Genomic DNA, 13792 nt, shown 5'->3' with positions numbered 1-13792 from the left:
AAAGATTGGACGTGAGCACATGTTAAAAATCGGTTTTATTGTAGCGGAGCACTCGGTGAAACGCCTGAAGCAGGTGCAAGGACAGCTGGAGCAGTTATGCGAGCTGACTCTGCTCCCTTACCGCTCGCTGGAAGAAATCACAGCCCTTTATTTGTCCCGGCCGATGACGCTGGACGCTGTTATTTTTGGTGGAGAACTTGCTTATTTAGCTTTGCAGAAGGAGATCAACGGCCCGTATCCTATCCGGATGAGCTACTTGGATGTTACGGAACGCGACTTCTATAAACTGATGTTTCAAGCCCACTCGGCTCATCCGGAGCTGCGCAGCTCGCGAATGGCTGTTGACTTCCTGGACCAGGATAATGGCTTTCTCGGCATAAAAGAATTACTGCAGCCTGAATTGCTACCCTATATGCCTGAAGAGCAAGCGGACAGGCTGTCGTATGAAGATATGCTCCGGTTTCATTTGGAACTATGGGAACAAGGGAACATCGACCTCTCCGTTACCCGCTACGGTAATTTGGTCGATAAGCTGACGGAGCAAGGGGTAAATGCTGTCCACTTATTCCCCTCAGACGAAACCATTCTTGAAGCGTTCAACCATATGGCTCAAGAAATAGAACGGCTGCAAATGAAAGCCAACCGCACAGCCGTCGGACAGGTTCAAGCTCAAGGGCTCCGCAAGCTGCGCGAGCAGGATGATCCCGAAGCCGTGCTCGTTATGGCGACACTGCACAAAGCGCTGCTGACTTTTTCCGGCCGGGAGGAGCTGCCTCTTATTGTTCAGAAGCACGCAGATTATTTCGAGCTGCTGGTATCTCAGCAGGATTTGGAGGAGAAATGGACAGGCGGATTCGCTAGCTGCCAACTGCTGGCTTTCCTGAACGATCAATTGTCTGTACGCGTGGATATTGGCTGGGGAGCCGGGGAGACACTGTATAAGGCCCGCTTTCATGGGCAAAACGCGCTAACGCTTGCAGAGCGGCAGCCCTTGCCTAGCAGCTTCGCGGTTATGGAGGATGAACGCATCATCGGACCGCTTGGCGAGTCTAACCGTCTGGAGTTTACGCATGCCCATGACCCCCAAGCCGAAGCATGGGGCCGGCATATAGGCATCACGCCGCTTCAGGTTCAAAAGATTATAGCCGTCATGCACAAGCTGAAGCGTGATGAGCTGTCGAGTCAGGATATTGCTCTTCATCTGGGGATTACGCTGCGCAACGCCAACCGGATTATGAACCTGTTAACCGAAAAGGGAGTTGCAAATGTAAGCTACCAGAAGCAGGAGAAGCTGCGGGGCCGCCCCACCAAAATTTATAAGCTTCAATTTGAGGTACTGCGGGGCTCATAAGTTAGTGAGTGAGTGCATAGAGCATAGCGAGATTTGTGTGAAACAGCTTGATTACGGATGCACTCGCCAGCTCCCGATTAGCTCAAAGAGGCTGCCCTGGCAGCCGTTGAACGGCTAACTGGACAGCCCCTGCTACATCGGACTCTCTTAGAATCACAACCTAGATGTCCATATCTTTGCCGGTATAATCCACGAACATGAAATGCCCTTCCGGAGCGCGGCGTTGCTCGATCAGGCTGATAATGCCCTCGGCACTGCTGCGCGGGTTCGTCGGCGCCTCTTCCCCGCCCATATCCGTATGCATCCAGCCGGGATGTACGCTCAGCACCTGTATGCCGCGTTCTTGCAAATACACATGCAGCTGCTGCGAGAACATATTGAGTGCTGTTTTGGAGATGGCATAAGGATAATCACCCGGATAGGCATTGGTGATGCTGCCCGCTTCCGACGAGATGTTGATGATTGAACGGTCAGGCTCGGTGAGCAGCGGCAGGAAATGCTTGACCACCCGCATCGGCCCGTACAGATTAATATCCATCGTTGTCAGCATGTCCTTCAGATCCAGCTCTTCTACCGGCGTATTCCGGGCGGTCAGGATCGCCGCATTGTTGATGATCGCACCGAGCGTCCGCCCTTGCCCTTTCAGACTAGCAGCCAGCTCCGCGATTCCCTCTTCGTTCGTCACATCCAGCGCGGCCACGGTCAGCTTGGCTCCATAGGTTGCAGCAAGCTGCGACAGCGCGGTCTGTTCCTGATCAGGATGGCGAACTCCGGCAATCACTCCATGCCCGCGCTTCAGTGCTTCGGCCGCCAGCTCAACACCCAGCCCGCGTCCCGCACCGGTAATTAGAATGTTCATCTTTCGCTCCTCCTCTATTGCATAATTTCCCCAAGCGCCGCTGTTCTGTTCATGAATAGGCAGAATTCACAGCGGGAGAATATCAATTTGCATGGGTGTATTCTGCTATTACACTCTATTGCTAATTTATTGCTAATTTATTGCTAATTTATTGCTTATCGTTCTCCAGTAGCTCCACGAGCACCTTCAATTCCTTGAACGTATCCATATAAGCATAACGTCCCCCGTCATACTCGCCCTTCTGCTGCAGCGGGAACCCTCTGCCTTCGAGCAGCATAATCTTTTCCTGCATTCCTTCGATTACAAAAGCGATATGATGAGGCCCTTCCCCATGCTCATTCAAGTAATCGCGCCAAGTGCTCGGCTGATGATCCGGCTCAATCAGTTCCAGCTGCAAGGAGCCCATGTCAAAAAAAGCGAGCTTGGCCCGCGCCTCCGTCGCCCCGCCGTTATACCGGGTCTGGGCAATATCTGCCGTATCGGTAATGATAATTTCCGGCACCGCCAGTCCAAAAAAGTCCGCATACGCCCGGCTTACCTTCTCAATATCATTCACCAAAATTCCAATCTGCGTAACGAAATGATTGCCGAGAACTCCTGACATGTGCCTCAACCTCCTTCTAGTGTGACCAATCTACCATACCCACACTATGAAAGGGCTGTCAAGCCTGAGCTGATAATCGTTCCTGGTGAGTGAATCCGCGTACAAACCTCCGTACCTTCTCACGAGAGGAGTGATATTAGAGGCACATTTACCTCTCATTTCACCACTTTACCCACTTTCGGTGATATCAGAGGCATTACCATAGCTCGTTATCCATGAACGAATGTATAAATTCATATCGGCAAATTCGATTGCTACCCTGGGCCAGCACAGGTCTAAACTTCCCTTTTTCACACAAAGAGTTCATAGATTTCTTGACTGTACGTGGATTCACTCCAAGCTCGTTCACTAGATCAACAGGCCGGATGAACCCATTCCAACGTGTCGCCATCCGTAGAATGTCCCTCTCCAGCCTGCTGTACGGACGACTCTCCCCATCCGCAATCTTCAACAAGCTTGGAGCCAATAAAGATTTAAATAGAGAAATTGTCAGCTCCGGTACAGATTCCAAATCATCATAGGGAACCGCGACTACACGATACCCTGCAATTTGCAGATAAGTTTCTCTATTTAATTCCTGCCGGTACCTGGTCCGATCGGTCCGCTGCACATGTGGCCCGTACCCCTTGATCTCAATGGCAAACTTAACCTGTCCCGGTTTCCAGACCAGATCAACAAAATAAGGCCGGCCCCGCCAATCCGAGACCTCGTACTCCGGATGAAGATCATCCATATGACCAAAAATCGGCCACCAAACCCGCTCCACAAACATTTTCTCACCATGCCCGTGCCCTCGCACCAACCGGTCAAGTCGTTCTCCTGTTCTACGGTTCTTATGAGAATCCAGCCACTTTTGGTGTTCTTCAGCAAAACCCATTCCTAACTTCCTCCTCTGCATAAAAAAAATCCCGCACCCCAATATGCCATGGAGTACGGGACGTTCTTCGTCCGTTTTTTTAGATTATAGAGCTTATAGTTTTCTCGCTAATTCCCCCCCGCTAAACACCGGCTTTTCCCCCTGTTTATCCACTTGAGCCCGTCCATAATGAATGCCATTGTCTGACACAACAGCGAGTGAAATCTGGTAAATTCTAGTTTTTCTTGTTTGGTTAATCGGTGATCCGGTTATTTAATGAAATATTTACTTTATACAGAGGGGTGAGGAACGATGGACCATAAAAAAAGATCACGCCTGATGCAGCAGTTTATTTTTGTCGGGCCAACTTCCCTTTTTTTCTTTGTTATTGTGCTGATTCCATTCTTTTTGGGCCTTTATTATTCGTTTACCAGTTGGAACGGAATCTCACGGCATGTCGAGTGGACCGGGCTGCGAAACTATTTACATATTTTCACCAAAGACCCTTCGTTTCTGAATTCGTTCTGGTTCACCGCGAAGTTCACTTTGTTTGGACTGGTGCTGACGAATCTGCTCGGATTCACACTCGCTTATGTGCTGACCCGCAAGCTATTTACGCGCAATGTGCTGAGAACGGTATTTTTTGTCCCCCATGTCATTGGCGGTTTGCTGCTCGGATTCATCTGGCAGTTTATTTTTGTTAGAGGGTTTGCCTCCATGGGACAGGCCACCGGCTGGTCCTTCTTTAATCTGCCTTGGCTCGGTACGGAAGCCACTGCATTCTGGGCTATTGTAATCGTCTTCGTGTGGCAAAATGCGGGTTATCTGATGGTGATCTACATCTCGGCCATCAACAACGTGCCGCAGAGCCTGATCGAAGCGTCCAAAGTGGACGGGGCCGGACGTATGCAAGCCTTGCGCCATGTCACCATTCCGCTGGTGATGCCGGCTGTAACCGTTTGCTTATTTTTGTCCATCTCCTGGTCCTTCAAGCTGTTCGACCTGAACCTGTCGCTGACCAAAGGCGGCCCCTTCAAGGCTACCGAATCGGTCGCGCTTAATATTTACAATGAGGCCTACACGATCAGCCGGTTCGGCATGGGATCGGCCAAAGCAATGGTCTTCTTCGTCATTGTGGCCGTCATCTCCCTGCTGCAGGTTAGTGCAACCAAGAAAAGAGAGGTGGAGCTGTAATGGAGACTACCGCAAAAAAATTCAGTGCCCACCTGCTGTTTGCCGAGTTACTGATGATTGTACTGGGGCTTGTTTTTCTGGTTCCGTTTTACTTCCTGCTGGCCAATTCGGTCAAAAGCTACAGCGAGATTCTTTCGGATTCCGCTGCGCTGCCCTCCGTGTTCCAGTGGAGCAACTACGCCGATGCGTGGAAAGCTACCGATTTCCCGCGTGCTTTCCTGAACTCTTTTGTCGTCACGGTAATCAGCAATATCCTGCTGGCTTTCCTCTGCTCCATGTGTGCCTATAAAATGGTCCGCAACAACAGCAGATACAACCGCTTCCTCTATATCGCGCTCGTAGCGGCCATGGTTATTCCTTTTCAGGCGATCATGATTCCGCTGGTGCAGATCGTCAGCGGCCTGGGCGTAATGGATTCGACGGCCGGTCTGATTTTGGCGTATTTGGGGTTTGGTGCGCCAATGACCGTTTTTCTTTTCCACGGCTTCGTCAAATCGGTACCCATCGACATTGAAGAGGCTTCGCGGGTGGATGGCAGCAGTCCCTACGGTACTTTTTTCCGGATCGTACTGCCGCTGATGCAGCCGATCATCGTCACCGTCATTATTCTGAACACTCTGTGGATCTGGAACGATTACCTGATGCCTTCACTCATTCTGCAGGCCCCATCGCTCCGCACCATTCCCATCGCCACTTACAGCTTCTTCGGGCAATATACGAAGCAGTGGGATTTGGCGCTTCCGGGTCTCGTGCTCGGGATTACACCTGTGGTCATCTTTTTCCTGCTGATGCAGAAGTATATTATTGAAGGGATCGCCCAAGGCTCCGTCAAGGGCTGACGATACATGTGACTTTTCAGGCAGAGAGGATGAATCAATATGAATAAAAAACGTGGAATTCTCCTCGCATGCTCCCTGCTGCTGGCCCTGCTAACGGCCGGCTGTGGACGCGGCAGCGACAATGCGGGTGGAATCAAAACTGTGCATATCTACCAGTTCAAGGTCGAAATCTCCGAAGCACTGGCTTCGCTCAAGACTGAATTCGAGAAGGAACACCCGGACATCCGGCTGGAGATTCAGAGCGTCGGCGGCGGCAGCGACTATGGCGCTTCCCTAAGGGCGAAGTTCTCATCCGGGGATGAGCCGGACATCTTCACTATCGGCGGCAACAATGAGCGTGACATGTGGCTGGAATATCTGGAGGATCTGAGCGGAGAAGCCTGGGCTAAGGATGTGAAGCCACTGGCTGCCGAACAAATGACTGTAGATGGCAAGCTCTACGGCATGCCCATGAATCTGGAAGGGTACGGCTTCATTTATAATAAGGATCTGTTCAAGCAAGCCGGAATTACCGGGAAGCCGCTGACTCTGGCCGCTCTGCGCGAGGCTGCCGAAAAGCTGAAGGCCGCAGGGATCACACCTTTTGCCAACGGCTATCAGGAATGGTTCGTGCTCGGTAACCACAATGTGAACGTAGCCTTCGCCCAGCAGCCCGATCCCGAAGCATTCATCGCCGGTCTGACGGACGGCTCCAAGTCCTTCGCCGGAGACCCGGTTTTCTCCAAGTGGATCGACCTGCTTGACCTGACGGTGGAATACGGGAACAAGAACCCGCTCTCGACCGACTATAATACCCAGGTCACCATGGTGGCCAGCGGGGAAGCCGCGATGATGCAGCAGGGCAACTGGACCCAAGGCCAGATTGACGGGATTGACCCGGATCTTAACCTGGGCATCCTGCCGATGCCGATTGACGATACCCCGGAAGATAACGATAAGCTCTATGTAGGGGTGCCAAGCAACTGGGTAGTCAACAAGTTCTCCCCGGTTAAAGAGGACGCTAAGCTCTTCCTGGATTGGCTCGTTACCTCGGAGACCGGCAAGCAATATATCACCAAGGAATTCCAGTTCATCCCTGCGCTCGACAGCATCAAGGGAAGCGAAGAGGATCTCGGGGCACTTGGCGCTGAGGTGCTGGACTATACAGACAAGGATCAGGCGCTGACTTGGAACTGGTCGCGTCTGCCGAACGGAATGCCACAGGAGTTATCCAGCAGCATTCAAGGTTATCTCGGCGGTAAGCTGCCTAAAGAAGGCATGCTGAAGGAGTTCCAGATCAATTGGGATAATCTGAGTGTGCAGTAATTGCATGAGGACTTTTTTCATATGAGTGCACTTTATACAGCAGAATGCTCATTATTCTCCGGTAAATCGCATTCTGCTGTACTTCGTGCAATAGAGTCTGCTTCCCGGCTATTTTATAAAGATTCTGTTGTAGAAAACACAATAAAATGTGTCTCTACCTGAACTTGAGAGGGTTCGGGTTGAACTGCTAAATAGTACCGAAATCAGTAAAGTTGCCGAATTAGAATTTCAAACCAAATCGAGCTACATAACCGGCACCTTATAAGCGTTCACAGTGACAGCAGACCCATTAATGGTCAATGTGGCGTTGTAATACCCCCGGTCACCGTTTGGCTTGCATTTATAATCCCCTGAACATCCGCACACGAAGAATTTAGTTGAAGGGAACCCCGGATAAATATTGGCCAGCTTCCGATAAAACAAATGCCCGTGGTGTGTAAATATGGCCAGCACTTTATCTCTCACTTTCGCTGGAATCGCCGTAAAAAACTTATTCGTCTCTGCCCCGCTTAACACATGACTGGGAGCAACCGTAATCCCGCTCACTTTCAATGGCCAATGAAAATCAATAATATAATAATAACGGTCGTCTAAATTTTTCAGAATATTTAGGCTTTCCGGTGTGAATGCCCCTAGCGCACAATCCAGCCATACATACTTCACCTTTGCCTGCGTACCCGGGAAATTCATTTGCCCGGCAACCGCACCTAAATATTGTTTGAACAAGGACTGAGTGCTTGCCTCCCAATTTCCTATCGATGCTTTATAAGGAATACTCCCGAGCGTGCTGGTAACCGTATCCTTGAAGTCCTTGTAGAAGGCATCGGCATTATTTCCATGATTGGCTCCTGCCTGGGCATTATCCCCGCCAAAAATCACAAACTTCTTATTCCCGCTGCTCACTGATTTTGGCAAAAGCTTTCTAAAAATAGCCGAGCTGTTCCCATACCCCACATGACTATCTCCGATCACGGCAAAGTTAATGATCTGTGCCTGCACCTTAAGCTTCAAGCTGTCTTTGGGTCGGGGTCTGGGTGAAAGGTTCCGTTTTTTAGCTGTCCCTGCCTGCCTTCTCACTTGGAAACCACCTCTTCGAACTGGATTAGAATATCTGGTTATATTTATATTCGATTCGGATAGCAAGTTCTTGGATTCGCTGGCAGCCTAGATAGTTAGAACCATTTTGAGAACTTTGAGCCTTTTTTCACTTGATGCTGAACGTGCCAATATTTACAATATAAATTAAAATGTTCCACTATCCAAAAGGAAGAAGGATGACGTATGCGTATCAACAAAAAGGTGTCCCGAATACTGTTTCCCATCATGGTCTTGTCTGTGATGGCGGGATGCGGAAGCAACGAACAGAAGAACGAGGCAGAAGCGAATAAGGAACCCGCTACCACAGTAAGCGCCCACCCTGCGCATTGGTCCTATGAAGGTGAAACGTCCCCGGAACACTGGGCTGAACTGGATAAACTGTTCACAACCTGCAGTACAGGTACGGCCCAGTCGCCGATTAACATTCTTCATGAGAAAGTGCAGGATGATGAGAGCCTGTCCCCTATCAAGGTTGAGTATGCGCCGTCCCCGGTGTCTATCATTAACAACGGCCACACGATCCAGGTTAACCTAAAAAATCAGGACAACCGTATCACCCTTGAAGGAAAGACGTATATCTTGCAGCAGTTTCATTTCCATCTGCCCAGCGAGCATGAGGTAGATGGCAAACATGCCGATATGGAGCTTCATTTTGTCCATAAAAGTGAAGACGAGACGCTTGCTGTGCTGAGTGTCCTAATCACTAAAGGCTCCGAAAATGTTGAGCTGAAAAAGCTTTGGTCTGTGCTCCCCTCCGAGGAGAGCGAACAGGAAGTCCCGGTTGAGGGTGTCTTCGACATGAACCAGCTGCTTCCAACAGACCTTCACTCGTTCCGCTATCAAGGATCACTCACCACACCTCCATGTACCGAAGGGGTACAGTGGATCGTCCTGGAAAATCCCGTTCAATGGTCTGATGAGCAAATCGGCAAATTCGAAGGCATTTTCCCGCATGACAATCGCCCCGTACAAGCGCTCGGCTCCCGGGAGATAGATAGCGAGAAATAAAAGGATAATTATTCTTATATTCGAACAAAAGCCTTGGACAACTTCGTCCAAGGCTTTATTTTGTTTAATTCCCTTTAGCCGGGAATCCCATCCTGTAGTTTATCTTGCGCTCCAATCCCTTGCAGGATATGGTTGGCATCCCGCAGCAGATAGGAGGCCGCTTCAGCCTGGATATGCTTGCCGCTTTGGGCTTGAACCTGATGAACGAACGCTTCCACTTGACCGTGTACAAGTTTCACGAGCAGACTGTTCGCAATCCCGTGATTGTCTATCCAAGACTTCTCTTTGAACAGGCCAACGAGTGCTTTCAGCGAGCTTACATCGGCATACGTTGAGAAAGTCACTGTGCTCTCCTGCCTGTTCCCCGCGCTGTCGCTGACGGATACCGCGAACGTGTGAGAGCCGATATCCAGCGTGTACAGTGGAACCTGCGTTCCCGGCTCTACGGCTTCCTCATCCAGCCGAGCAACAGTTTTGGCGGAATCCACCCCGGACATCGCATCGATGGCCGCCCAAGACAAGGTCAGCGATTCTGTCCCCGCATAGGCTTTCGGGGCCGGCTCTGCCACAGTTAACTCAGGGGCACTGCTATCCAGCTTGAAGCTCAAGGTTTTCGATTCCTCACTGTTTCCGGCGTAGTCAACCGAGCGGTAAAGCAGTGAATACTGGCCGTCTTGGCTAAAGGTGAGCGGTCCCTGGTAAGGCAGCCATGTATCTCCGCCATTTATGCTGTATACGGTGTCCGTTACACTGGTACCCGTATCTGCAGTATTCAATTGGACCGTAACGGGCTGAGTATACCAGCCGTCCGCACCATCAGGCAGCGCCGGAGTCAAGACGGCTGTGCTAACAGGTGCGGTCTTGTCAATCCTCGTAAACTTCACGTCGTCGAACCACATTTCACTGAAACCGCCCACATAGAAACCTACCGTTCCCGAAGCATTATGTTTGGGATCGGAACCTTCCAGTCTCAGTTCTCCGTTCACATAGACGCGAATGCTGGAGCCATCCACCAGAATACGAAGATTATAGTCGGTATCCGGCTGCAAGTCTTGGGTTGGAAGATTCTTCGTCTGAAGCACCGTCCAGGCTGGACCGTAGAGAATCCACTGTGAAGTGCCGTCCGCCAATTTCTTGTATGCGATCTTGCCTGAATTGCTGGCGACAGAACGGTCATACACATAGAGGGTCCCAAGATCCGGCATCACAGCAGGCGTTCTCAGCTTGAAGGTCAGATCATAGTCCGTGAACAGCTTCGGATGAAGCGCAGAGGCGCCCTTCAGAATTTTGTACATCTTGTTTCCGTTCACCGTTACAATGCTGCGGTTCGGATCCACCGGCCACCCGTTCGCTCCCGAATCGTAATCTGTGTAGTGAAGAATATCCGACACGATAATCCGGGCAGAAGCGGTGGCCTCCGGGTTGGCAACGGAGGCTACCTTGACAACAGTCTCCCCTTTGGCGTGTGCGGTGACTGTTCCGTTCTCATCGACAGAGGCAATTTCCGGGTTAAGAGACTGCCAGACGACGGAACGATTCTCGGCATCCGACGGATCGAACTGGACCTGCAGTGGCGTCTGTTCATCGATTACCATATTGACGCTGTTCTTGTCGAGCATAAGCCCGGAGACATTTTTTGTCGGGACCATAAATTTGATGTCATCGAACAAGAGATAGTCAAAGCCGCCGGCGTAGAACCCGACTTTGCCGGAAGGATTAAAGGTCGGATCAGTGGCCTTCAGCTTAAGCTTGCCGTCAGCATAGACGCTAATTTCCGAACCCTTGACGATGATCTTCATGTTGTAGACGGTATCCGGCAGCAGGTCCGGGGCAGACAGTGCGTTCTGCTTAACGGTTCCCCAGGCTGCATTGTAGAGAATCCAGGAAGAAGTTCCGTCAGCATACTTCCGGTATCCAATTCTTCCTCCGTTGCCGCCCGGATTCAGCCGGTCGAATATATAGAAAGTGGCCGATTCCGGAATCACTGGAGGCGTCTTCAGCTTGAAGCTCAACTCGTAATTATTGAAGTCGTTCTCATTCAGCGTGGTCGCGCCTTTGAGCAGCTTATACATGTGATTGCCGCCGTCGGCCTCCACGATACTCCGGTTGGCATCGGCCGGCCAGCCATTCCGGCCGTTCTCGAAATTCGTTTCATCTATAATCCCGTCACCGACTTCGACCGTCACCTGAACCTCATCCTTTAAGAGCGGGTTGTCGGCGGATACTGCTGTAACAACTGCGTTCCCCAGGTTAACCCCTCTCAGCTTGCCGGTGGCATCTACTGTCACCACGGAAGGATCACTGGAGGTATACTGCAGTTTATTGTTGGTGGCGTTCCAGGGAAGAACCGCCGAGTACAGGGTAGATGTTTTCCCGATGCCGAGGGTAAGGCTATCGTCATACAGCACGACACCTTGGACGGGAATATTATCCGGTGCGAGATAAGGGCCTGCCTTACCTGAGATTCCCATCTCACTGAAGGGGATCGCCTGGAAGCCCGGTATCTGCTCAAATACCGCTGCATCCGTTTTCAGATTCAGATCGCCGCCCGCCAGATTCACGAAGCCGGGATCCTGTTTCGTTACCCAGTTGTTTGCGTATTGGACCAGATTGAACTTATCATAAGCACCATTCGCATTCGTCGTGCTGCTTATCGTTCTTGTCGGATTGTAGATCACATTCTTCTGGAACGTGTTCGTGTCCGGATAATACCGGTTCTCTGTAAAGAAGTCCGCCAGCTCCGGGTATTTGACCAGATGCGGCATGCCGGCGAAGTTATTGTATTTTTCGAACAAAGCGTGCCAAGGCTGCATATAGTTTTTGGAGATTTGCTGCTCCGGACCGTCGCCCAAATACAGATCCGCATAATCATACGGAACCTTGGCATCGACAAAAATGTTGTTCTTCGTGCGGACATGAGCGCCCCCGTTGTTCAGAATGGCTGAATTGCCCATCTTGTAGAAGAGATTTTCTTCAATTGTGATTCCCATGGTGAAGTTATCCGGATAGATCCCCTGAACCCCGGCTTTGCCTTCTCCAATATTATGGAAGTAATTCCTCCGGATGACCGTTCCCCGCTCCTGTGGTGCAGCCCCCAGGTTCATGTAGATAGCTCCGAGATCCGAGAACGTCTTGCACACATCATAGATGTTGTTGTATTCCACGACATGGTCGTTGCCGAAGATCAGGATCCCCGGATGCGGGGCGTCATGAATTTCACTGTGTGATATGCGGTTCCCTGCTCCTGTCAGAATTACGGCAGGGTTATACGCTTTATGATAATAAGCAAAGTCATGGATGTGGCTGTTCTCCACCACATTGTTGCCCGGCTCAAGCGTCAGCCTGTCGCCGCCGTTCAGAATGACTCCTGTTCCCCCTACATGATGGATATGCGTATTCACGATGGCATGGTTAACCCCTGAGCCCTTGGCAAAGTCATTGTACAACCAGCGGCTCTGGGTATTGATCCGTACGCCTCCTTCGGTGAAATTGCGGATCTCAGAGTGCACCAGCCGGACATGGCTGCCGCCCATGATGACCGCCCCGGAATCCCTGCCGTTCTCCAGAATCAGGTCCTCGAAGGTTACATACGACGTATTGGCCGTATTGATCATGGGTGTCTTCAGCATGGATACGGTGATCTCCGGATTGTCTGCCTGGAAGGCGGCTGTCGGCATGAAATACAGGATGCCTTGGCTCCGGTCAATGTAGTACTCCCCTGGCATGTCGATTTCTTCCAGCAGGTTCTGGGCGAAATGGAAGTCCGGATACCAGTTTTTAAAGAGGCCGCTCATTTCTCCATAAGCTAATGTGATCGACTTGTTCTCGGTATCAATAGAAGCAATTTTATTGTACGACCATTCCCAGCTGTAGCCGAAAATCCCGTCAAGCCATATATCATCCGCCTGGGTCCAGAGCTCAGGCCGATCATAGGTATAGGTGAACGTGCCTCCCCGGGTCTGCAGATCGGCATCCTTGCGGGTGGGTCCCGGATCAAGAATATTGCCCATTTGGACCGTGCCCTTATTGGGCCATCTCGCCAGAGTCATCCCTTCGCCTTCAATGTACAGCTCCATGGGGGGAGTCTGGCTTACGTCATTGGCTTTGTAGTAGCCATGACGGCTCATGACTCCGTAATCGGTAATGCCATGCCCCGGCAGCTCGACCTGCAGAACCTTAGATCTTGCATCGGGACTGATGATCCGGTTCAGAACCGCCGGATCTGTTACCGGGGCGAACCATGACTTCTCCAATTGCTGGCCGCCGTTCAGCCGCACGGATTCACCCGGATATGCTTTGTAGGTGACCGGTTTGTCTGCCGTCCCCGAATCCTGCTCCTCCAGCAGGAAGCTTGCGGTACGGCTGTATGTGCCGCCTCTCAAATAAACCGTAACGCCGCCATCAGGCAGACCCGTGCCCTGCTTCAGCTGGCGGATGGTGTCCCTGGCCTTCTCCAGGGTACGGAAAGGAGCCGCCTCCACACCAGAGTTGGAATCGCTTCCATTTTCCGCTACGAAATAGACTGCTCCGGGACTTGGGACTTCCTCCGCTTGAATCTCCGTACCCGGGACAAACCCCGGGGTTAAACCTATTATCAAGGCAATAATCCAAAAGACAATGACCGCTTTTCTCTTCATGTCAGTACAGGCCTCCTTGTTATCGGTTTTAATTCGAAAGG

General features: G+C 51.1%; 10 protein-coding genes. 5 read left to right on the top strand and 5 right to left on the bottom strand.

Going from position 1 to position 13792, the window contains the following annotated elements:
- Window positions 1-19: 19 nt before the first annotated feature.
- On the top strand, window positions 20-1351 hold the full coding sequence (locus H70357_RS08165) for a hypothetical protein (protein ID WP_038587748.1): 1332 nt from the start codon (window positions 20-22) through the stop codon (window positions 1349-1351).
- Window positions 1352-1511: 160 nt separating this feature from the next.
- Here H70357_RS08165 and H70357_RS08160 read toward each other — a convergent pair whose 3' ends face one another.
- The 3 genes from H70357_RS08160 to H70357_RS08150 form a co-directional block, all read right to left on the bottom strand.
- Window positions 1512-2210: an SDR family oxidoreductase gene (locus H70357_RS08160; protein WP_038587746.1), complete on the bottom strand. Its 699-nt coding sequence runs from the start codon at window positions 2208-2210 to the stop codon at window positions 1512-1514.
- A 148-nt stretch (window positions 2211-2358) separates the two neighbouring features.
- Window positions 2359-2814 (bottom strand): VOC family protein, encoded by a 456-nt coding sequence (locus tag H70357_RS08155; protein ID WP_038587744.1) that lies wholly within the window; start codon window positions 2812-2814, stop codon window positions 2359-2361.
- 196 nt (window positions 2815-3010) lie between these two features.
- The gene (locus H70357_RS08150) at window positions 3011-3691 is read right to left on the bottom strand and encodes a hypothetical protein (RefSeq protein WP_038587742.1); all 681 of its coding nucleotides are present in this window, start codon (window positions 3689-3691) and stop codon (window positions 3011-3013) included.
- A gap of 291 nt (window positions 3692-3982) precedes the next feature.
- On the opposite strand from H70357_RS08150, the gene H70357_RS08145 reads away from it, so the two are divergent.
- From H70357_RS08145 to H70357_RS08135, 3 genes are read left to right on the top strand one after another with little or no spacing between them, the layout of a single operon-like run.
- Window positions 3983-4864 carry a carbohydrate ABC transporter permease gene (locus H70357_RS08145; protein ID WP_038587741.1) on the top strand — a complete coding sequence of 294 codons (882 nt, stop codon included), beginning with the start codon at window positions 3983-3985 and terminating at the stop codon, window positions 4862-4864.
- Window positions 4864-5703: a carbohydrate ABC transporter permease gene (locus tag H70357_RS08140; RefSeq protein ID WP_038587739.1), complete on the top strand. Its 840-nt coding sequence runs from the start codon at window positions 4864-4866 to the stop codon at window positions 5701-5703. The genes H70357_RS08145 and H70357_RS08140 overlap by 1 nt, the downstream gene beginning before the upstream one ends.
- A 39-nt stretch (window positions 5704-5742) precedes the next feature.
- The gene (locus H70357_RS08135) at window positions 5743-7008 is read left to right on the top strand and encodes an ABC transporter substrate-binding protein (RefSeq protein WP_038587737.1); all 1266 of its coding nucleotides are present in this window, start codon (window positions 5743-5745) and stop codon (window positions 7006-7008) included.
- A 243-nt stretch (window positions 7009-7251) separates the two neighbouring features.
- Here H70357_RS08135 and H70357_RS08130 read toward each other — a convergent pair whose 3' ends face one another.
- Window positions 7252-8085 carry a metallophosphoesterase gene (locus tag H70357_RS08130; RefSeq protein ID WP_038587735.1) on the bottom strand — a complete coding sequence of 278 codons (834 nt, stop codon included), beginning with the start codon at window positions 8083-8085 and terminating at the stop codon, window positions 7252-7254.
- Between the two features lie 204 nt (window positions 8086-8289).
- Here H70357_RS08130 and H70357_RS08125 point away from each other — a divergent pair, with 204 nt between their 5' ends.
- The gene (locus H70357_RS08125) at window positions 8290-9114 is read left to right on the top strand and encodes a carbonic anhydrase (RefSeq protein ID WP_038587732.1); all 825 of its coding nucleotides are present in this window, start codon (window positions 8290-8292) and stop codon (window positions 9112-9114) included.
- Between the two features lie 74 nt (window positions 9115-9188).
- Here H70357_RS08125 and H70357_RS08120 read toward each other — a convergent pair whose 3' ends face one another.
- Window positions 9189-13751: an Ig-like domain-containing protein gene (locus tag H70357_RS08120; protein ID WP_052091908.1), complete on the bottom strand. Its 4563-nt coding sequence runs from the start codon at window positions 13749-13751 to the stop codon at window positions 9189-9191.
- Window positions 13752-13792 lie beyond the last annotated feature (41 nt).

This window comes from Paenibacillus sp. FSL H7-0357 (genome assembly GCF_000758525.1).
GTDB lineage: Bacteria > Bacillota > Bacilli > Paenibacillales > Paenibacillaceae > Paenibacillus_AQ.
The sequence above is the reverse complement of the archived record's forward strand: the minus strand, read 5'-3'. Positions and strand labels throughout refer to the sequence as shown.

Excerpts from the sequence above, each read along its gene's own strand:
- H70357_RS08165 (WP_038587748.1), top strand. The coding sequence starts at position 20 with ATGTTAAAAATCGGTTTTATTGTAGCGGAGCACTCGGTGAAACGCCTG.
- H70357_RS08160 (WP_038587746.1), bottom strand. The coding sequence starts at position 2,210 with ATGAACATTCTAATTACCGGTGCGGGACGCGGGCTGGGTGTTGAGCTG.
- H70357_RS08155 (WP_038587744.1), bottom strand. The coding sequence starts at position 2,814 with ATGTCAGGAGTTCTCGGCAATCATTTCGTTACGCAGATTGGAATTTTG.
- H70357_RS08150 (WP_038587742.1), bottom strand. The coding sequence starts at position 3,691 with ATGGGTTTTGCTGAAGAACACCAAAAGTGGCTGGATTCTCATAAGAAC.
- H70357_RS08145 (WP_038587741.1), top strand. The coding sequence starts at position 3,983 with ATGGACCATAAAAAAAGATCACGCCTGATGCAGCAGTTTATTTTTGTC.
- H70357_RS08140 (WP_038587739.1), top strand. The coding sequence starts at position 4,864 with ATGGAGACTACCGCAAAAAAATTCAGTGCCCACCTGCTGTTTGCCGAG.
- H70357_RS08135 (WP_038587737.1), top strand. The coding sequence starts at position 5,743 with ATGAATAAAAAACGTGGAATTCTCCTCGCATGCTCCCTGCTGCTGGCC.
- H70357_RS08125 (WP_038587732.1), top strand. The coding sequence starts at position 8,290 with ATGCGTATCAACAAAAAGGTGTCCCGAATACTGTTTCCCATCATGGTC.
- H70357_RS08120 (WP_052091908.1), bottom strand. The coding sequence starts at position 13,751 with ATGAAGAGAAAAGCGGTCATTGTCTTTTGGATTATTGCCTTGATAATA.